The sequence below is a fragment of the Stenotrophomonas sp. AG209 genome (assembly GCF_003550055.1).
In the GTDB taxonomy this organism is placed as follows: Bacteria; Pseudomonadota; Gammaproteobacteria; order Xanthomonadales; family Xanthomonadaceae; genus Stenotrophomonas.
Genome location: NZ_QXDB01000005.1, coordinates 84,046 through 102,965, shown reverse-complemented (window position 1 = coordinate 102,965; position 18,920 = coordinate 84,046). Strand labels below are relative to the sequence as shown.

18 protein-coding genes and 2 tRNA genes are annotated in these 18,920 nt (G+C 68.4%); 4 read left to right on the top strand and 16 right to left on the bottom strand.

Annotated elements, in window-relative coordinates:
* Positions 1-206: 206 nt before the first annotated feature.
* From pgsA to DFO63_RS19340, 12 genes are all read right to left on the bottom strand, one after another.
* A complete protein-coding gene (pgsA, locus tag DFO63_RS19395) occupies positions 207-833 on the bottom strand; it encodes a CDP-diacylglycerol--glycerol-3-phosphate 3-phosphatidyltransferase (RefSeq protein ID WP_014036627.1) in 627 nt (208 codons plus the stop codon).
* A gap of 18 nt (positions 834-851) precedes the next feature.
* Complete coding sequence (uvrC, locus tag DFO63_RS19390) at positions 852-2,696, bottom strand: excinuclease ABC subunit UvrC (RefSeq protein WP_119007617.1); 1,845 nt, start codon at positions 2,694-2,696, stop codon at positions 852-854.
* Positions 2,693-4,105 (bottom strand): hypothetical protein, encoded by a 1,413-nt coding sequence (locus tag DFO63_RS19385; RefSeq protein WP_119007616.1) that lies wholly within the window; start codon positions 4,103-4,105, stop codon positions 2,693-2,695. The genes uvrC and DFO63_RS19385 overlap by 4 nt, the downstream gene beginning before the upstream one ends.
* The gene (locus tag DFO63_RS19380; protein WP_119007615.1) at positions 4,102-4,590 is read right to left on the bottom strand and encodes a low molecular weight protein-tyrosine-phosphatase; all 489 of its coding nucleotides are present in this window, start codon (positions 4,588-4,590) and stop codon (positions 4,102-4,104) included. The genes DFO63_RS19385 and DFO63_RS19380 overlap by 4 nt, the downstream gene beginning before the upstream one ends.
* Entirely contained in the window at positions 4,587-5,360 is a 774-nt protein-coding gene (gene kdsB, locus DFO63_RS19375) for a 3-deoxy-manno-octulosonate cytidylyltransferase (protein ID WP_119007614.1), read from the bottom strand. The genes DFO63_RS19380 and kdsB overlap by 4 nt, the downstream gene beginning before the upstream one ends.
* A 75-nt stretch (positions 5,361-5,435) precedes the next feature.
* Entirely contained in the window at positions 5,436-6,455 is a 1,020-nt protein-coding gene (gene lpxK, locus DFO63_RS19370; RefSeq protein ID WP_119007613.1) for a tetraacyldisaccharide 4'-kinase, read from the bottom strand.
* Positions 6,455-8,203 (bottom strand): lipid A export permease/ATP-binding protein MsbA, encoded by a 1,749-nt coding sequence (msbA, locus tag DFO63_RS19365; RefSeq protein ID WP_075674846.1) that lies wholly within the window; start codon positions 8,201-8,203, stop codon positions 6,455-6,457. Before msbA ends, lpxK begins: the two co-directional genes overlap by 1 nt.
* Positions 8,200-8,622, bottom strand: a complete 423-nt coding sequence (locus DFO63_RS19360) for a biopolymer transporter ExbD (RefSeq protein WP_014036620.1) — start codon at positions 8,620-8,622, stop codon at positions 8,200-8,202. The genes msbA and DFO63_RS19360 overlap by 4 nt, the downstream gene beginning before the upstream one ends.
* A 3-nt stretch (positions 8,623-8,625) precedes the next feature.
* Entirely contained in the window at positions 8,626-9,288 is a 663-nt protein-coding gene (locus DFO63_RS19355; RefSeq protein WP_014036619.1) for a MotA/TolQ/ExbB proton channel family protein, read from the bottom strand.
* 3 nt (positions 9,289-9,291) lie between these two features.
* Positions 9,292-11,691, bottom strand: coding sequence for a DNA internalization-related competence protein ComEC/Rec2 (locus DFO63_RS19350; protein ID WP_119007612.1), 2,400 nt, complete (start codon positions 11,689-11,691; stop codon positions 9,292-9,294).
* Between the two features lie 59 nt (positions 11,692-11,750).
* A complete protein-coding gene (locus DFO63_RS19345; protein ID WP_119007611.1) occupies positions 11,751-13,094 on the bottom strand; it encodes a HAMP domain-containing sensor histidine kinase in 1,344 nt (447 codons plus the stop codon).
* 1 nt (position 13,095) lies between these two features.
* Complete coding sequence (locus tag DFO63_RS19340) at positions 13,096-13,767, bottom strand: response regulator transcription factor (protein WP_005415973.1); 672 nt, start codon at positions 13,765-13,767, stop codon at positions 13,096-13,098.
* 145 nt (positions 13,768-13,912) lie between these two features.
* Here DFO63_RS19340 and DFO63_RS19335 point away from each other — a divergent pair, with 145 nt between their 5' ends.
* On the top strand, positions 13,913-14,680 hold the full coding sequence (locus DFO63_RS19335; protein ID WP_119007610.1) for a MipA/OmpV family protein: 768 nt from the start codon (positions 13,913-13,915) through the stop codon (positions 14,678-14,680).
* Positions 14,681-14,710: 30 nt separating this feature from the next.
* The gene (locus DFO63_RS19330; RefSeq protein ID WP_014036615.1) at positions 14,711-14,995 is read left to right on the top strand and encodes a hypothetical protein; all 285 of its coding nucleotides are present in this window, start codon (positions 14,711-14,713) and stop codon (positions 14,993-14,995) included.
* 87 nt (positions 14,996-15,082) lie between these two features.
* Here DFO63_RS19330 and DFO63_RS22165 read toward each other — a convergent pair whose 3' ends face one another.
* A complete protein-coding gene (locus tag DFO63_RS22165; RefSeq protein ID WP_162838510.1) occupies positions 15,083-15,223 on the bottom strand; it encodes a hypothetical protein in 141 nt (46 codons plus the stop codon).
* Between the two features lie 182 nt (positions 15,224-15,405).
* Between DFO63_RS22165 and DFO63_RS19325 the strand changes: the two genes are divergently transcribed.
* Positions 15,406-15,708, top strand: coding sequence for a hypothetical protein (locus DFO63_RS19325; RefSeq protein WP_049446014.1), 303 nt, complete (start codon positions 15,406-15,408; stop codon positions 15,706-15,708).
* 131 nt (positions 15,709-15,839) lie between these two features.
* Here DFO63_RS19325 and DFO63_RS19320 read toward each other — a convergent pair.
* The 3 genes from DFO63_RS19320 to uvrB form a co-directional block, all read right to left on the bottom strand.
* A tRNA-Val gene (locus DFO63_RS19320) sits at positions 15,840-15,914 on the bottom strand.
* Between the two features lie 98 nt (positions 15,915-16,012).
* Positions 16,013-16,087, bottom strand: a tRNA-Val gene (locus DFO63_RS19315).
* Positions 16,088-16,193: 106 nt separating this feature from the next.
* Positions 16,194-18,218: an excinuclease ABC subunit UvrB gene (uvrB, locus tag DFO63_RS19310; protein WP_119007609.1), complete on the bottom strand. Its 2,025-nt coding sequence runs from the start codon at positions 18,216-18,218 to the stop codon at positions 16,194-16,196.
* Positions 18,219-18,346: 128 nt separating this feature from the next.
* On the opposite strand from uvrB, the gene DFO63_RS19305 reads away from it, so the two are divergent.
* Positions 18,347-18,892, top strand: coding sequence for a GspH/FimT family pseudopilin (locus DFO63_RS19305; RefSeq protein WP_101765232.1), 546 nt, complete (start codon positions 18,347-18,349; stop codon positions 18,890-18,892).
* Positions 18,893-18,920: the final 28 nt, after the last annotated feature.

Sequence of the window (18,920 nt, the reverse complement as noted above, 5' to 3'; positions counted from 1 at the left end):
CATGGCGTGGATCTACTACAGCATCCGCGCAAACCGATGGATCCGCATCATCCGTGGATGCAGCGTTTCCAGTAGATCCACGCCATGCGTGGATGGGGCATCACCGTAGATCCATCCAGCGCGTCGAGTAGATCCACGCCATGCGCGGATGGTTGCACCGATGGGCTCAGAGCCCTTTCCTGCGGAAAGGGATCCGACCCTGGGGCTCAGTTGCCCAGCTTCTTCTGCCGCGCACGCTCGCGCGCCGCGCGCTCGTCATCGCGCAGGCTCGGCCAGGCGGCGTGCAGGTACTGCAGGCCCGACCACAGGGTCAGCACAGCGGCAATCGCCAGGGTCCAGTCACCGATGTGGAACACCGGCCAGCCCATCCAGATGTCCTGCACCGGCACGTTCGGAGCCACCGAGTACAGCAGGCACAGCAGTGCGACCATCTGTGCGGTGGTCTTGATCTTGCCAATCATCGCCACGCGCACCTTGGCGCGCTGGCCCAGTTCGGCCATCCACTCGCGCAGCGCCGACACCGCGATCTCACGACCAACGATGACCGCTGCCCAGAACGCCATCCACGGCGTCGGGTGACCCTGCACGATCAGGAACAGCGCCACCGCCACCATCAGCTTGTCCGCGACCGGGTCGAGGAAGGCGCCGAAGGCCGACTCCAGCTGGTAGCGGCGGGCGATCCAGCCGTCGAGCCAGTCGGTGATCGCAGCCAGGCCGAAGATCGCCGCCGAAGCGAAGTTGGTCCAGGTGTAGGGCAGGTAGAACACCAGCACCAGCACCGGGATCATCACGATCCGCAACAACGTCAGCCAGGTGGGCAGGGTCAACTTCATGCTTGCGTGCTTCTCTCTCTACTCGGCCGCATCAGGCGTGGCCAACCCGTGCAGGTTAGCGTAGATACGCGCCGCGAGGGCGTCATTGATGCCTTCCACCCTGGCGATTTCCGCTTCGCCAGCGGCTTTCAGGCCCACAAGACCGCCGAAATGCTTGAGCAGGCTGGCACGGCGGCGCGGCCCGATGCCGGGAATGTCTTCCAGCTTGCTGGTCATCCGCGCCTTCTGGCGGCGGCCGCGGTGGCCGGTGATGGCGAAGCGGTGCGCCTCGTCGCGTACCTGCTGGATGAACTGCAGCGCCGGGTTGGCTGCGCCCGGGCGCAGCTCGCGGCCATCGGGCATCACCAGCGCTTCGTGGCCGGCGCGGCGCTCCACGCCCTTGGCCACGCCCACCAGCAGCACGCCTTCCACGCCCAGGTCAGCCAGCGCGGCCTGTGCCTGCGCCAGCTGGCCGGCGCCACCGTCGATCAGCAGCACGTCCGGCAGCACGCCCTGCTCTTCCACTGCGCGACGGAAACGGCGGTCGATGGCCTGGCGCATGGCGGCGTAGTCGTCGCCCGGCTCGATGCCGCTGATGTTGAAGCGGCGGTACTGCGCGCGCACCGGGCCGGCGGCGTCGAACACCACGCACGAGGCCACGGTCGCTTCGCCCAGGGTGTGGCTGATGTCGAAGCACTCCACCCGCTTGACTGGCTCGGCCAGGCCCAGCATGTCACGCAGCGCATCGCTGCGCGCGTGCTGCGCATTGCGGCTGTTGAGTTCAGTGGCCAGGGTCAGCTGCGCGTTGCGGCTGGCCAGTTCCACATAGCCGGCGCGCTCGCCGCGCACGTTCCACTTCAGCTGCACCTTGCGCTCGGCCGAGGCCGACAGCGCGGCGACCAGCAGGTCGGCATCGGGAATCTCGCGATCCAGCAGGATCTCGCGCGGCGGCTCGAATTCGATGTAGTACTGCGAAACGAAGGCCGCAAGTACCTCTTCCGGGCTCTCCTCGCCATTGGTGCGCGGGAAGAACGGGCGGGTGCCGAGGTTGCGGCCATCACGGAAGGCCAGCAGCAGCACGCAGGCCTGCGAACCCTGCATGGCCACCGCCAGTACGTCCAGGTCGGCGGCACGGCCATCCACGTACTGGCGGGTCTGCATGCTGCGCAGCGAGGAAATCAGGTCGCGGAGGCGCGCGGCCTGCTCGAACTCCAGCGCCTCGCTGGCGGCCTGCATCTGCTCGCCCAGCTCACGGGTCAGCTCGTCGCTCTTGCCTTCCAGGAACAGTGCGGCGCGGCGTACCGATTCGGCGTAGTCCGGCGCCGGCACCAGCTCCACGCAGGGCGCGCTGCAGCGACCGATCTGGTACTGCAGGCACGGCCGCGAGCGGTTGCGGAACACGCTGTCCTCGCAGCTGCGCAGCTTGAACAGCTTGTGCATCAGGTTCAGCGTTTCGCGCACCGCGGTCACGCCGGGATACGGCCCGAAGTAGCGGCCGGGAATGGCACGCGGGCCGCGATGCAGTGCAATGCGCGGCCAGTCCTCGCGGGTCAGCAGCACATGCGGGTAAGTCTTGTCATCGCGCAGCGAGACGTTGTAACGCGGCGACAGCGACTTGATCAGCTGGTTTTCCAGCAGCAACGCCTCGGCTTCCGAGCGCGTCACGGTCACGTCCATGCGCGTGATCTGCGAGATCATCGACATGATCCGCGCGTTCTTCGGGCTGCCGTTGAAATAGCTGCCGACGCGGTTGCGCAGCGCACGCGCCTTGCCCACGTACAGCAGGGTGTCGTCGGCCGCGTACATGCGGTACACGCCGGGGGCGGTGCTGAGCTGGGCCGCGAAGGCCTTGCCGTCGAAGACCGGAGCGGGAACGTCGGTCATTCGCTGATCGGCACTTCGCTGAGCACGCCACTATCGGGATCGAATCGCAGCACGGCGTGGGCGTCGGTCTCGGCGATCCACACCGCACCTGCGCCCACCGCCAGTCCAGCCGGGCCATGCAGGCGGCGCGGCAGCGGCTGGGTGGTCAGTTCGCCGCCGCCCAGGCGCAGCGTGCGCAGGCGACCGTTGCCGGTATCGGCAATCCACAGCAGCGGGGCGTCCGCGCTCAAGGCGATCGCCTGCGGGAACTGCAGGCTGGCCTGCGCGCGCGGGCCGTCTTCACTGCCGAAGCGCCACGGCCCCTGCCCGACCAGCGTCTGCACCAGGTCGCCGCGCAGCTGCAGTGCACGGATCGAGGATCCCAACGCATCGGCGACGTACAGCACCTGCTGCACCACGGCCAGCGCGGTCGGTTGGGCAAAGGCAGCCAGATGGCCGCTGCCATCCCGCTCGTCGATGGAACCACTGCCGGCGCGCCATTGCAGGCTGCGCTGGCCCAGGTGGTAGCTCCAGATACGGTTGTCGCCGGCCATCGCGATGTGCAGCTGGTTGTCGGCGATGGCCAGGCCGACCGGATGGTCCAGCGAGACCTGCCGCGCCTGCGCGACCGGACCTTCCACCGGCGCACCGGGACGCCCGTTGCCACACAGCGTGTCGACGATGCCGGTCAGCAGGTTGATGCGGCGCACCGCGTGGTTGCCGGTGTCAGCGACGTACAGCGAATCGCGCTCCAGCACCAGCGCCTGCGGGCGGTGGAACGCCGCTTCGGCGAGGTTGCCGTCCATGAAATCGGCGGTACCGAGGCCGAACTGGCGCAGGATGCGGCCGCCATGGCTGCATTCGAGAATGCGGTGATGGCCACTGTCGGCGATGTACAGGCGTTCGGTGCTGACCGCCAGCCCCAGCGGGAAACGCAGCGCCTGGCGCGGTTCCGGATGCAGTTCGCTGCCGCCGCGCGGCGGCGCCGAAGGCGCGCCCTGGCACAGCGCGTTCAGGGCGCGCTCCAGTTCACCGGGTGCTCCCTGCCCGACCAGCCGCTGCTGCTCGCGGCCCTGCGCGTCCAGCAGCACCATGGTCGGCCAGGCGGTGACTCCGAAGCGGCGCCAGCCATCCCAGTCGGCATCGAGCAGCACGGGCATGGCCAGGCCCTGGCGGCGCAGCAGCTTCAGTGCGGCATTGGCATCGCGTTCGAAATCGAAGCGCGGCACCTGCAGCACCAGCGGCTGCAGCTTGCCGGGGTGGCGCGACAGCCATTGGCCGAATTCGGCCAGGCGTTGCGCACTCCAGGCGGAGGCCGCATTGACGAACAGCAGTGCGACCGGCCGGCCGCGCAGTTCGGTCAGGGTGCAGGGGGTGGCATTGAGCCAGGTGGCGAACTCGGGCAGGTCCGGGACGGGCTGGACGTTCATGACCCGATTATGCCGGAGTCGGCGTCCTGCAACAGTCGTGCCACCGCACGTTTTGCAGCATCGTCGACCAGCGACCAGACCTGTTCGAAATGATCGCTGCCGCCGGTGTAGGGATCAGGGATCGCTACCCGACCCTGCCCGCCCGACCAGGGCAGGTACAACGCCAGCCGTTCACGCTGCGCCGCCGACGCCAGGCGCCCGGCATCACGCAGGTTGGCCTCGTCGGCACACAGGATCCAGTCGAAACGGTCGAAATCCACGGCCTGCAGCTGGCGTGCGCGCAGGCCACCGATGTCCACGCCGTGCCCGGCCGCGCAGGCGATCGCGCGGCGGTCCGGCGGCTCGCCCACATGCCAGTCGCCGGTGCCGGCCGAATCAACCTGCACCTGCCCGGCCAGCGGCGAGGCATCCAGGCGTGCGCGCAGCGCCCCTTCGGCCATCGGCGAACGGCAGATGTTGCCGAGGCATACGACCAGCAGCCTCATCGCGCCGCCATCGCCTGCAGCAGCCCCTCGGCGCGCTCCAGGTCCTCGGGCGTGTCGATGCCCGGCGGGAACGGCTCGGGCGAGATCGCCACGCTGATCGGGTAGCCCGCTTCCAGCACGCGCAGCTGCTCCAGCGATTCGACCTGCTCGAGCTGGCCTGGCGGCATCGCCGCGAACTGCTGCAGGAAGCCGGCGCGATAGCCGTAGATGCCGATGTGGCGCAGCCAGGCATGGCCGTCCGGCAGCGTGTCGCGGCTGCGCGCGAAGCCGTCGCGGTGCCAGGCGATCGGCGCGCGGCTGAAGTACATCGCTTCGTTGCGCACGTTGCGCACCAGCTTCACCACGTTCGGGTCGAACAGGGTGTGCGCGTCCTCGACGGTCGTGGCGAGGGTCGACATCGGCGCATTGCCAGCGACCAGCGCATCGGCCACCGCGCGGATGCCGGCCGCCGGTGCGAACGGCTCGTCACCCTGCAGGTTGACCACCACCGTGCCATCGGCCCAGCCGGCAATGCGCGCGCACTCGGCCAGGCGATCGGTGCCGGAGGCGTGCGTGGTCGCGGTCATCGCCACCTTCACTTCGGCCAGCCCGGACAGCGCATCGGCAATGCGCTGATCGTCGGTCGCCACCCAGACTTCACGGGCACCGGCCTGCAGCGCGCGGCGCGCCACATGCAGCACCAGCGGCTCGCCGCCCAGCGGGCGCAACGGCTTGCCCGGCAGCCGCGAGGCGGCATAGCGGGCCGGGATGGCGACGACGAATTCGGTCATGCGGGCGGTACTCGGCAGGCTCGTTACAACGGGAATGCGGCCAGCGGCGCGTGAATGCAAGCGCCGCTGCGCCACTCAGTTCGGTCGCAGCTTGTCCAGGCGATCGGTCAGCGCCACCCAGAACGCCGCGGGCAGCTCGGCGCGCAGCGGAACCGCGTAGTGCCAGTCGTTGCCGAACGCACGGCATTTCACCGCGTCCTTCTCGGTCATCAATACCGGCAGCTGGCTGCCGAAGGACAGGTCCTGCGGCTGGTAGACCTGGTGGTCGGCGAACGCATGCGGCACCACGCCGATCCCGCGCGCGCGCAGCATGTCGAAGAAGCGCTGGGGATGGGCAATGCCGGCCACCGCGTGCACGCGCTGGCCCTTGAAGTACGCCAGCGGGCGGGCGCGGCCACCGGCCAGCGGCTGCGCACTGTCGATGTGCAGCGCCATCGGCCACTGGCCGAAGCCACAGGCCTGGGCTGCGGTTTCCTCATCGGCCTGACCGAGGTTGACCACCCGGAAATCGCATTCGCTGGCGCGGCTGACCGGCTCGCGCAACGGCCCGGCCGGAATCATCCGGCCATTGCCGTAGCGACGCTGCGCATCGACCACTTCGATCTCGATGTCGCGCGCCAGGCGGTAGTGCTGCAGGCCGTCGTCGCAGACGATCACATCGCAGCCGGCCTCGATCAGCGCCTTGCCGGCGGCGACACGGTCGCGGTCCACGCGCACTGGCACGCCGGTCTTCCAGGCAATCAGCACCGGTTCGTCACCGCCCTTGGCGGTTGGCGTATCGGCCTGCACCCACAGCGGCTTGTCGGCGTCTTCGCGACCATAGCCGCGGCTGGCCACGCCCGGCTTCCAGCCGGCCGCGCGCAGGCGCTCGACCAGGGCAATGGTCAGCGGCGTCTTGCCGGTACCACCGGCGGTGATGTTGCCGACCACGATGACCGGCACCGGCAGCGAGTGGCGCTTGCGCCAGCCACGCCGATAGGCGCGCCGGCGCAGTGCGGTGACACCTGCGTACAGGGGCGCCAGCAGGCGCATCGTCCACGGAACCGGGGTGCCGTCGTACCAGTACGGCGGGGTCTGGGTACCCTTGCCGGCCATCAGTCCTGCCTTTCGCGGAACTGCATGCTGTGCAGATGCTGGTACAGGCCGCCCAGTTCGAGCAGCTCCTTGTGGGTGCCGCGTTCAACGATGCGGCCATGGTCCATCACCAGCACCTGGTCGGCATGCTCGATGGTCGACAGGCGGTGCGCGATGACCAGCGTGGTGCGTTCCGGCATCAGGCGCTGCAGCGCATCCTGCACCAGACGCTCGGATTCGTTGTCCAGCGCCGCAGTGGCTTCGTCGAGGATCAGGATCGGAGCATCGCGCAGGATCGCGCGGGCAATCGCCAGGCGCTGGCGCTGGCCACCGGACAGCAGCGCGCCGTTCTCACCCACCGGGGTCTGCAGCTGCTGCGGCATGCGTGCGATGAATTCCCAGGCGTTGGCAGCTTCGGCGGCCGCACGGATCTGCTCGTCGGTCGCTTCCATGCCATAGGCGATGTTGGCGGCGATGGTGTCGTCGAACAGCATCACCTTCTGACCGACCATCGCCACCTGGCGGCGCAGGTCGGCCAGCGGGTAGTCGTCCAGGGCCACGCCATCGAGGGTGATGACACCGCCGCTGGGCTCGTAGAAGCGCGGCACCAGCCGGATCAGGCTGGTCTTGCCGCTGCCCGAACGACCGACGATGGCCGTCACCGTACCCGGCCTGGCAACGAAGCTGATGTCATCCAGGGCAATGCCACTGTCTTCGCGATAGCGCAGCATGACGTGGTCGAACGCCAGTTCGCCGCGTACGCGCTGCACGCGGTGCTGGCCCTCGTCACGCTCCACCGGCATGTCGATGATGCCGAACAGGCGCTCGGCGGCGGAAACACCGCGCGAAATCGAGGTCTGTACGCTGGTCAGGCGACGCAGTGAGGGAATGATGGCCATCATCGAGGTCATCAGGCCCATGAACTGGCCGGCATTGAGGCGGCCCGCGAGGGCTTCGCGGGTCGACACCCAGACGATCACCGCCAGCGCCAGTGCGGCCAGGAACTGCACCACGCTGGACGCGGCGGCGCGGGTAACCTCGACCTTCATGTTCAGCGCCAGCATGCGGTTGGCCAGGCGCGAATAGCGCGAGATCTCGTGCTGCTGGGTGCCATGCACCTTCACTTCCTGCTGCGCGGCCAGCGACTGCTCGGCGGTCTGGGCCATCGTGCCCATGCCGTCCTGGATGCCGCGGCTGATGCGCCGGTAGCGCTTGCCGACGTAGGACACGATCACGCCGATCAGCGGCACCACCACCAGCATCGCCAGGGTGACCTTGACGCTCATCTGCAGCATCACCGCCAGCATCGCGATGATGGTGAGGGTATCGGCCACCACGGTCTTCAGCGCGTCGGCGCTGGCCTGGGTGACCTGTTCCGTATCGAAGTTGAGGCGGCTGACCATCACCGGCGTCGCTTCGGTATCGAAGTGCGACGACGGCAGGTGCAGGTACTTCTGCAGCACCTGCTCACGCAGGTCGCGGACCACGCTGCGGCCGGTCTTGGCCAGCGTGTAGTCGCTGACCCAGGTGGCCACGCTGCGCATCAGGAACAGGCCGAGGATGGTCAGCGGCAGCACCACGGCCGCGCGCGGCTGCGGATCGACGAAACCTTCGTTGACCAGCGGCTCCATCAGCTTGGTGAAGTGGTAGCCGGCCAGGGCTTCGACCACCATGGCGATGACCGCGCCCACCATGAATACCCAGTAGGTGCGGGTGTAGCCCAGCAGACGTTTGTAGATCGGCCACACCGGCGCGTGATGGGAACTCATGGACGCACCTCTGGCGCAGTTGCAATGGCGATACGACGGAAACCGAGCTGACCGAGCGCGTCCTGCGCAGTCACCACGGCTTGGTAGGGAGTACGCGCGTCGGCGCGCAGCAGCACGGGCTGGCTGCGATCACTGCCGGCGACGGCGGCGATGGTCTGCTTGACCGACTCGACATCGCTGCGCAGCACTTCCTGGTCATTGATGAAATAGCGTCCTTCGGCGTTGATCAGCACGCTGAGCGAACGCGGCGGCTCGTTGTTGGGCTGCTGGCTGGCGGTAGGCAGCTGCACCTGCAGCGTCGAGCGCGCATCGAAGGTGGTGGTGACCACGAAGAAGATGATCAGCACCAGGATGACGTCGATCAGCGGGACCAGATCGATATGCGGCTCATCCTGGGATCGGTCATTGCCGATACGCATCGATCAGGCCTTCGCCGTGGCGGCGTTGGCGGGGCGTGCCGACGGTGACGGGTTCATCACCCCCGGGCGACCGTCGAGCGTGTCCAGCAGGGCGCTGGCTTCCTGCTCCATCTCCACCACGTAGCCGTGGATGCGGCCCTTGAAGTAGCGATGGAACATCAGTGCCGGGATGGCCACGATCATGCCGGTGGCGGTGCACACCAGGGCCTTGCCGATACCGCCGGCCAGCTGGTTCACATCACCCACGCCATGGTCGAGGATGCCAAGGAACATCTGGATCATGCCGATCACGGTGCCCAGCAGGCCCAGCAGCGGGCCGGCCGAAGCGATGGTGCCCAGCGCGTTGAGGAAACGCTCCATGCGATGCACCAGATGGCGACCGGTATCCTCGATGCGCTCGCGGATCTGGTCGCGCGGGCGGTTGCGGGCTTCCAGCGCGGCCGCCAGCAGCGCGCCCAACGGCGAGTTGGCGCGCAGGGTCTGCAGGTGCGCCGGGTCAAGCTTGCCGCGCGCGGCCCAGTTGCGCACTTCCTGGCCGAGGCCGGGCGGCAGCACCTCCGTTCGCCGCAGGGACCAGAAACGCTCCAGGATGATCGCCAAAGCCAGTACGCCCAACAGCAGCAGCGGCACCATCGGCCAGCCACCGGCCTTGACCAGTTCCCACACGTTTCAACCCTCCGGCCCAACGGCCGCTTGTTCGATCGGCGATAGGATAGCAGCCGACCGCGCCCGCCCAGCGGCATCCCACCACCGGGATGCATGGATACGCTGTTCACGCAGCTGCAGCCCTTGTGCGCCAAGCCATACGCGGATCGCACCAGACTCCACGGTGGACACCACCTCGGCCCCCTGCGCCTGCCAGCGCCGGACCACGTCCCGGCGCGGGTGGCCGAAACGGTTCTGGTGCCCGGCCGAGACCAGTGCCAGCCGGGGGGACACCGCCGCCACCCAGGGCGCGCTGGAGCTGCCGCCGCTGCCATGGTGCGGCACCAGCACCACATCCGCCTTCAGCGCCGCCGGAGACGCCCGCAACAGCGCCTGTTCGGCCGGACGGCCGATGTCCCCCGGCAGCAGGACCACGCCATGGGCGCCGGCCACGCGCAGCACGCAGCTGTCCTCGTTTTCGGCCCGCTGGCTGCCGGCATCCGGGTGCAGCACCTGGAAATCGACGCCGTCCCAGTGCCAGCGCAGGCCGCGCTGGCAACGCCCGGCCCCGGCGATCGTACTGCCTGGCGGCGCCAGCAATGACAGACCCGGCAGCTGAAGACGCAGGCGCGGCAGGTTGCCCGCATGATCGAGATCGTCGTGGCTGAGCAGCACCCGCTCGGGCGGAGCCTGGCCCAACGCCCGCAGTGACGGAACCAGAATTCGCTCACTGCCCTCGCCCCCGTTCGGCGGCCCCACGTCATACCAGAGCGCATGCCGCGCGGTACGCAGCAACACCGCCGTACCCTGGCCAACGTCGTGCACCAGCAGCTCCAGCTCCCCCTCGGCCGGGCGCTCACGCGCCGGCCACAGCAGCGGCAGGCACAGCAGCAGGCCAGCCAGCCCGCCCCCGGCACCGCGTGGCAGCAGCCCCCAGAACACACCCAGCAGCGCCGCCGGCACGGCCCAGGCCGGCGCCTCGGCCAGCCACCACATCGCCTGCGGGTGCGCCGCCAGCGGCTGCAGGGCCTGCCAGCTGATCTCGAACAGCCACGCCGCCGCACGCCACGCCCAGCACCCGGCCCCCTCATGCAGCACCTGCAGGGCGGTGCCCAGCAGCGACAGCGGCACCACCAGCAGGGTCCACCAGGGAATGACCGGCAGGTTCACCAGCGGCCCCAGCCAGGCGGTGCCACCGAACAGCGCGATGCCCAGCGGCAACAGGCCGACGCTGGCTACTCCCTGTGCAGCCAGGAACCCGCGCAGGTTGGCAGCCATCCCGCGCGGACGTCCCTGTGGCAGGCACCACACCAGCCACAGCACGCCACCGAAGCTGAGCCAGAAACCCGCTGACAGCACCGACAGGGGCGCCGGCAACAGCAGCGCCAGCGCCGCCAACGCAAGCCCCTGCACGGCACCGAGCGGGCGCCGCCCGCTGCGTGCCAGTGCGATCAACCCGATCATCAGCGCCGTGCGCACGGTCGGCAACTCGCCGCCGGCCAGCAGCGCATAGCCTGCTGCGGCCAGGGCCGCGGCGCAGGCCGCCGCCTGCGGACGTGGCCAACGGCACGCCAGCAGCGGGCACAGCCACCACAGCCCCCGGCACAGCAGCGCCCCCAGCCCCGCCACCACCCCGACATGGAACCCGGAAATGGCCACCAGATGGGTCAGTCCCAGCGCCCGCAACCGATCCCAATCACTGTCGGACAGGCCACGCGTATCGCCCAATGCCAACGCCCGCACGAAGCGCGCGGCCGGATGGGCCACCTGCGCGGCAATGGCGGCACTGGTGCGCTCACGCCATGCCGGCAGGCCATGCGCGGCCTGCAGCTCACGCGCGCTGGCCGGCGCCCGCACTGTCCCACTGCCGGACACGCCTCGCAGCAACGCATGGCGCTCACCGTCGAAACCACCGGGATTGATCCGCGAACGCGGCGCCCGCACGCGCAGGGCCAGATGCCACTGCGCGCCGGCCAGGACCTGATGGCGCCCTCGCCCGGCGTCGCTGGGATCGGTGGTACGCCAGGCATCGTTCCAGGTGACCTGCAGGCGTTTGCCACGCAGTGATGGCAGGTCGGTGCTCTCATTGACCTGCAGCAGGAAGCGGGTGTGCGCGGCGCCGTGATCCGGCAGATCGATGACCCGGCCACTGACCACCACATTCCGTGGCGGCTGGCCCGGTGGAAGCTGCTCCTGCAGCGCCCAGTGCCCGTGCACCGCCGTCCAGCCGACACCGAACAGCACGACCGCAGGCAGACGCCCGCGCCAGCGCAGCCCCCACCCTGCGCTGCCGAGCACGATCATCAGCGTGCAGGCCCACAGCGGCGGCAGCAGCGGCAGCTGCACGCAGGCCAGCGCGCCCAGCGTCAGCGCCGCAGCGGCGCCACTGCCCAGCAAGGGAGACTCGGAACGCTCATCGGCCATGCAGCCAGCCTGCCGCCGCCGGCAGCAGGTTGCCTATCGGGACTTGCCCCGAAGCTGCGTCAGCGTCGAACGCTGCCGCGATGGAAGTTGACCCGGAAGCTCGCGCCGCCCCCCGAGGCTTCGCCGACACTGACCGAGCCACCGTGGTGCTGCACGATTTCCTTCACCAGGTGCAGGCCGAGACCACTACCGCTGCCCGCCGCGCGCAGGCGATGGAACGGTTCGAAGATCGCCTCACGGTCGCCCACCGGAATGCCCGCGCCCTGGTCGCTGACTTCCAGCAACCCGCGCGTATCCAGCCGCACGCAGATGGTGCCACGGCCACCGCCATGCACGATCGCGTTGTGTACCAGGTTGGCGATCACCCGCCCCAGCGCCAGGCTGTCGCCGTGGATCCACACCGGCGCTTCCGGCGCATCCACTTCGAAGCCATAACCGGCGCCAACCACCAACGGCGCCAGGTCCGCCGCTGCTTCACGCACCAGCAGGGCCAGGTCCAGCCGCTGCAATGCACCCACGTTGCGGTCCAGGCGCTGCAGGTCGAGCAGGTGCTCGGCAACATTGCCCAGCCGTGCCACGTCGGTCAGCAGCTGCGATTTCAGCTCGCCCTGCGGCAGCTGCGACAGGCGCGCCTGCACCACGGCGATCGGCACGCGCAGCTCGTGCGCGGCGTCGGCAAGGAACTTGTCGCGCGCGGCATAGCCCTGCTGCACTTTGTCGATGGCGTCGTTGAACGCTTCCACCAGCGGTGCCACTTCCGTGGAGACCAGCTGCGCATCCAGGCGTGCACCGGGCTGGCCGATGTCCAGTTCCTTGGCCTGCTGCGCGGAACGGCGCACGCCTCGCATCGCACGGTGGATCACGGTCGGCATCACCAGCAGCGTGACGACGATCAGTGGCAGGAAGAACCACAGGCCGATCAGGCGCAACACCATCAGCGCGCCATCCAGCAGCCCGCCCTTGGGTGCGCCACCGACCATCACCGTGATGCGGCGCCCATCCTCGTTGCGGATCATGACCCGCGCCACGTCCAGATAGGGCGGTACCAGCGAACCCAGTTCAGTGGCACCCACGGTCGGCAGGCGGGCGAGCAGCGACGCGTGGATTGCCGGAATGGTGCCGCGCTCCAGCCACATGCCCTTGTCGTCCACAGCGGCGAACCAGAGATTGCCGCCGGCGTTGGCATCGAGCTTGTCCCAGCGCGCCTGGTCCAGCACCAGGCGGCCGCCTTCGCTGTGCACCGCCTTGGCCACGGCCTCGGCAACGAACATGTCCATGCCCCAGGAGTCCTTGTCCCCCCAGGTCAGGATCAGCGCGACCACCGCGAACAGCACGGTAAAGGCCTGCGCCAGGAACAGGCGCCAGGCCAGGCCAAGGGTGATCGAACGGATCGGACGTGCCATCTCAGGCCTCCGCCAGCAGGTAGCCGACGCCCCGTATCACGTGGATCTCCACGCCGGCACCGGCCTGCTGCAGCGCCTTGCGCAGCTTGGAGATGTGCGCGTCGAGCGCATTGGACTGGATCTCATCGTCGAAACCGTACACCGCAGCCTCCAACGCACTGCGGGTGACCGTGCGCCCCTGCCGCATCGCCAACGCCTGCAGCACCAGCACCTGCCGCCGTGGCAATGCCAGTGGCTGGCCCTCCACCTGTGCCTGCAGCGATTCGAAATCGAACTCGAGCCGCCCCAGCCGCAGGCTTGGCGTCACCATCGCCGAGGGCCTGCGCGAAACGGCGCGGATGCGTGCCATCAGTTCCTCGATCGCCACCGGCTTGACCAGATAGTCGTCGGCACCGACGTCCAGGCCTTCGACCTTGTCCGACAGCGTGCCCTTGGCGGTCAGCATGATCACCGCCAGGTTCGGCCGCAGCGCGCGCGCCGTCGCGACGAAGCCGGCGCCATCGCCATCGGGCAGCTGACGGTCGAGCAGCAGCAGCTGGTGCACCGGTTCGCGCAATGCGAGCGCGGCCTCGGCAAGACTGCCGACCACGTCGGCGACCACGCCCTGCCGCTCCAGGCCCGACTGCAGGGCACGGGACAGATCAGGATCGTCTTCGACCAGGAGGATGCGCATCAGGGACTCGTCAACCGGAAACGCTGCCGATCATAGTGCCTGGCGCCGTGATTTTGCGCCCATGCATGCCGAACGCGCGGGCGCAATGTTCTGACAATGTTGCCCCGTCACCATGCGCAGCCATCCCCTGCAACGTGGCTGATCGATGCCGTCGCTGTCCCCGACCCTGCTGCGCCCGCTGCTGTTCACCGCTGCCCTCGGCGTGCCGCTGCTCGCCCATGCTGCCGGGCAGGACCCGGGCGTGCAGGCCGGCATCAGCGCTGGCGCCACCTCCGGCGCATACGCGCACTATGACGTCAAACCGCTGGTGGTACCGGCCGTTGCCTGGCAGGGCGAGCGCTTCTTCGCCAGCCCCGGCTCGCTGGGCATGTACCTCTACAAGGGCCAGGGACTGCGCCTGTCGGCGGCGGTCACGCCCTACACGCTGCGCTTCAAGACCGACGATGTGAACGATGCGCAGCTGCGCCGCCTGCACAGCCGGCAGATGTCGGCCATGGCGGGGATCAACGGTGAGTACAGCGCCGACTGGGGCATGGTCGAGGCCAGCGTGATGCGGGAAGTCACCGGCCATAGCGGCGGTATCGAGTCGCGCCTGCATTACAGCTACCCGATCCAGGCAGGTCGCTTCACCTGGGTGCCGCGGGCGGGCGTGGTGCATTCCAGTGCACGGCTGCTCGACTACTACTACGGCATCAGCGACGAAGAAGCGCTGCGCTCGGGCCTTGCCGCCTACCGCCCGGGCAGTACCACGTCGCCGAGCCTGCAGATCGCGGTCAGCACGCCGCTGGGCACGAAATGGCGCGCCACCGGCGTGGTGGCCAACCAGTGGTTCGGTGATGCAGTGAAGGACAGCCCGATGGCACGACGTGGCACGCAGACGTCAGCCTTCGTTTCCCTGATGCGCGCCTTCTGAGCGCGTGCCCCCTACGGACAAGGACCCCCCATGGCCTCCGTCTCCCCCGCCACCGAAGCCCACGCGATCCTGCGCGCGCCCGACCTGGACAGCGCCGAGCGCGTCTATCTGGGGCTGATGCCCGACCTTGAACACGTGAACGCACTGGCACGCCGTGCAGTGGGCCTGTCACGCGTTGCCGACGCCGCACGCGGCTATGCGCTGTCGATGACCCTGGTCGGACTGCGCCTGCAGGAGCTAGAGATGGGCGAACCGACGGCCCGGGAACATCGCCAGGCGACCCTGCGCAGCCTGCGCCAGGCCTTCAGCGCCTGACGACACACGCACGGACACTGTCGCCGCACCCTTGCGGCGGCACCCGCATTCACTGCATCAGCAGAGAAGCCCGCGCGGCAGCGTCGCTCAGCGCAGCGTGGTCCACGCCAGCAGCGCGCACAGGATCGCAACCCAGATCACTGCCTTGAACGTGCCTTCCAGCATGTTGCCGCCGAACAGGCGTTCCAGGAACGGATTGGGCCTGGACACCGGGACGTGATCGCTCATGCGGCAGCTCCTTGCAGTGATGGCGCGGTTGCGCGGTAGCGCCGAGTCTACGCCTGCGCGGCCCGGATTCATCGGCGCCTGCCTGCCTTTGGCGACGCAATCCCCGCCTTCGTCGCAGGCCGGCTGCGGTGCCCGGCCGGCCATGCCAGCCTGCATGCACTTTCCCGCTGGAGCACCGTGCCATGCCGATGCTTGCCCTGATCCTGCTGTTCTCCAGCCTGTTCGGCAACGGCAGCGGGCCCACCGAGGATGCCCTGCGCAGCCAGATCCTGCGCACCGAGGGCCCGCAGGACACGCATGAAGCGCTGCCCCTGCAGCTCTATCACCTGCGCCAGGACCGCGTGCTGCGCCTGGGCAGCCAGCAACCGGCAGGCGACCACGGCGGCAGCCCTCATGCTGCGCTGGCCCGGGTACGTGTGGCGCAGCTGTGGGAGCGCGTCGATGGCCACTGGCGGATTCAGCGTTCGATCACCATCACCCGCTGATTTCACGCCACTGAACCGGTAGGGAGGCGGCTTCGCGGAAACGCCGGGGCACTGTCCCCGGAACGAAAAAAGCCGGCCCCGGGGCCGGCTTTCATCCTTTCCACCGCTACACCGGCAACGCCGGGAGCAGGTGGTGGGCGGTACAGGGTTCGAACCTGTGACCCCTACCATGTCAAGGTAGTGCTCTACCGCTGAGCTAACCGCCCATCTTGTTCTTGCCGCCCGAAGACTGGCCTTGTTACGTAAAAACCCGGCGCCAGGGCCGGGCTTTGCAGTTCACGACAGCCCTCCTGCGAGGACTTCGTGGTGGGCGGTACAGGGTTCGAACCTGTGACCCCTACCATGTCAAGGTAGTGCTCTACCGCTGAGCTAACCGCCCGTTTTGCTTCTGCATTTCCGCGATTGCGTCTGTGCAGGCCGCGTATATTACGGATGCCGGCAGGGAAGCGCAACACTTTTGTGAAGATGATGCTGCACTGCCGCGTTCAGCCCAGGCTGGCTTCCTTCAGCTGCCGGATCTGGTCACGCACGCGCGCGGCATCCTCGAATTCCAGGTCCTTGGCGTGCTGGTACATCTGCTGTTCCAGCGCCTTGAGACGGACCCCAAGCTGCGCCGGCGACAGCGAACGATAGTCGGCCGCCTCTTCGGCCACGCCCGCCCGGCCCTTGCCCTTGCCCTTCTTGGCTTCCTTTTCCGCGGCATCCGAACGCGCGCCTTCGAGGACATCGACGATCGGGCGCGCCACCGAGCGCGGCACGATGCCATGTTCCTCGTTGTACTCGACCTGCTTGGCGCGGCGACGGTCGGTTTCATCGATTGCCGCCTGCATCGAACGGGTGATCCTGTCGGCATACAGGATCGCCTTGCCACGCACGTTGCGGGCAGCGCGGCCGATGGTCTGGATCAGCGAGCCGGTGGAACGCAGGAAGCCCTCCTTGTCGGCGTCGAGGATCGCCACCAGCGATACCTCGGGCATGTCCAGGCCCTCGCGCAGGAGGTTGATGCCGACCAGCACATCGAACTTGCCCAGGCGCAGGTCGCGGATGATCTCCACGCGCTCGACCGTGTCCACGTCCGAGTGCAGGTAGCGCACGCGGATGCCATGCTCGGTCAGGTATTCGGTGAGGTTCTCGGCCATGCGCTTGGTCAGCGTGGTGACCAGCACGCGGTCACCCGCCTTGATGCGCTCGTTGGCCTCGCTCATCAGGTCGTCGACCTGGGTACCCACCGGGCGGATCTCCACCACCGGATCGATCAGGCCGGTCGGGCGCACCACCAGCTCGGTGATCTCGTCACCGGCCTCGCGGTATTCGTAAGGCCCCGGCGTGGCAGACACGTAGATCGCGCGCGGGCAGCGCTCCTCCCATTCCTCGAAACGCAGCGGACGATTGTCCAGCGCCGACGGCAGGCGGAAGCCGAACTCCACCAGGGTCTCCTTGCGCGAGCGGTCACCCTTGAACATGGCGCCGATCTGCGGAATGGTCACATGCGATTCGTCGATCACCAGCAGCGCATCGGCCGGCAGGTAGTCGAACAGGGTCGGCGGCGGCTCGCCGGCGTTCTTGCCGGTCAGGTGCCGTGAGTAGTTCTCGATGCCGTTGCAGTAGCCGACCTCGGCCATCATTTCCAGGTCGAACTGCGTGCGCTGGGCCAGGCGCTGCGCCTCCACCAGCTTGTTCTGCGCGTAGAGCTGCTCCAGCCGTTCCTTCAGCTCCACCTTGATCGTCTCGATCGCCGCCAGCACGCGCTCACGCGTGGTCGCATAGTGGGTCTTCGGGTAGACCGTGAAGCGCTGCATGTTGCGCAGCGTCTCGCCGGTCAGCGGGTCGAACAGGGTGATCTTCTCGACCTCGCCATCGAACAGCTCAAGGCGCAGCGCCTCGCTGTCCGACTCGGCCGGGAACACGTCGATCACTTCGCCGCGCACGCGGAAGGTACCGCGCTGCAGCTCGTACTCGTTGCGCGTGTACTGCAGCTGGGTCAGGTGGTTGATCAGGTCGCGCTGGTCGATGCGCTCGCCCCTGGACAGGATCAGGCGCAGCGACAAGTAGTCTTCCGGTGCACCCAGGCCATAGATCGCCGACACCGTCGCCACCACGATCGCATCCGGGCGCGACAGCAGGGTCTTGGTCGCGGCCAGGCGCATCTGCTCGATGTGCTCGTTGATCGAACTGTCCTTCTCGATGAAGGTGTCCGACGACGGCACGTAGGCTTCCGGCTGGTAGTAGTCGTAGTAGCTGACGAAATACTCCACCGCGTTGTGCGGGAAGAACGCCTTGAACTCGCCATACAGCTGCGCCGCCAGCGTCTTGTTCGGCGCCATGATCAGCGTCGGCTTCTGCACGTTCTGGATGACGTTGGCGATGGTGTAGGTCTTGCCCGAGCCGGTCACGCCGAGCAGGGTCTGCTTGGCGATGCCGGCCTCGAAGTTGCTGGTCAGCTTCGCGATGGCATCGGGCTGGTCGCCCGCCGGCGAATACGGCGAGACAAGTTCAAAACTGTCGCTCATGGTGTTGCCAGTTCCCGGGAAGGATGAGTATACGGGGCAAGGGGTGACGGCTGGCTGAGGGGTCGCCGGGCAGCCCGCCACGGGGATTCCCGATGGCGGCCGCACAGCCCGGCGCGGAGGCTGGATACATGTACTCGACCCATGCCCCCTGCCCCCTCGGCCCCCGCTCAGCGCGGGGCGTGCACCTGACTGAACTGCTGGTGGTCATCGCCGTGCTGGCGGTGCTGCTGGCCGCGTCCTGGCCGGCGCTGCAGCCCCTGCTGCTGCGGCAACGCGCCGATGCACTGCAGCTGACCCTGCACGCGAGCCTGTCCAGCGCGCGCAGCGAGGCAGTGCGCAGGCGTGAGCTGATCGGCCTCTGCGCCAGTGTCGACGGCCTGCGCTGCAGCGACGACTGGAGCGCAGGCTGGATCATCTACCGCAGTGGCGACCGGCGCGGGGAGCCGGCGTCGTCGGAGGTGATCCTGAGCCATCACACTGGGCGCTCGGACGTCTCGATCCATGCCCAGGCCAGCAGTGGGCGCCCGCAGCTGTTCTTCCAGGCAGATGGACGCAGCCCGGGGGCCAACCTGACCCTGCGCATCTGCGCAGGCAACCGGCTGCACGGTGCGCTGATCGTCAACAATGGCGGCCGCGCCCGCAGTGAGCGCGTGGACCGCGATACACCCTGCTGAATGCTCTCGCAGAAAAGCAAAAGCCGCG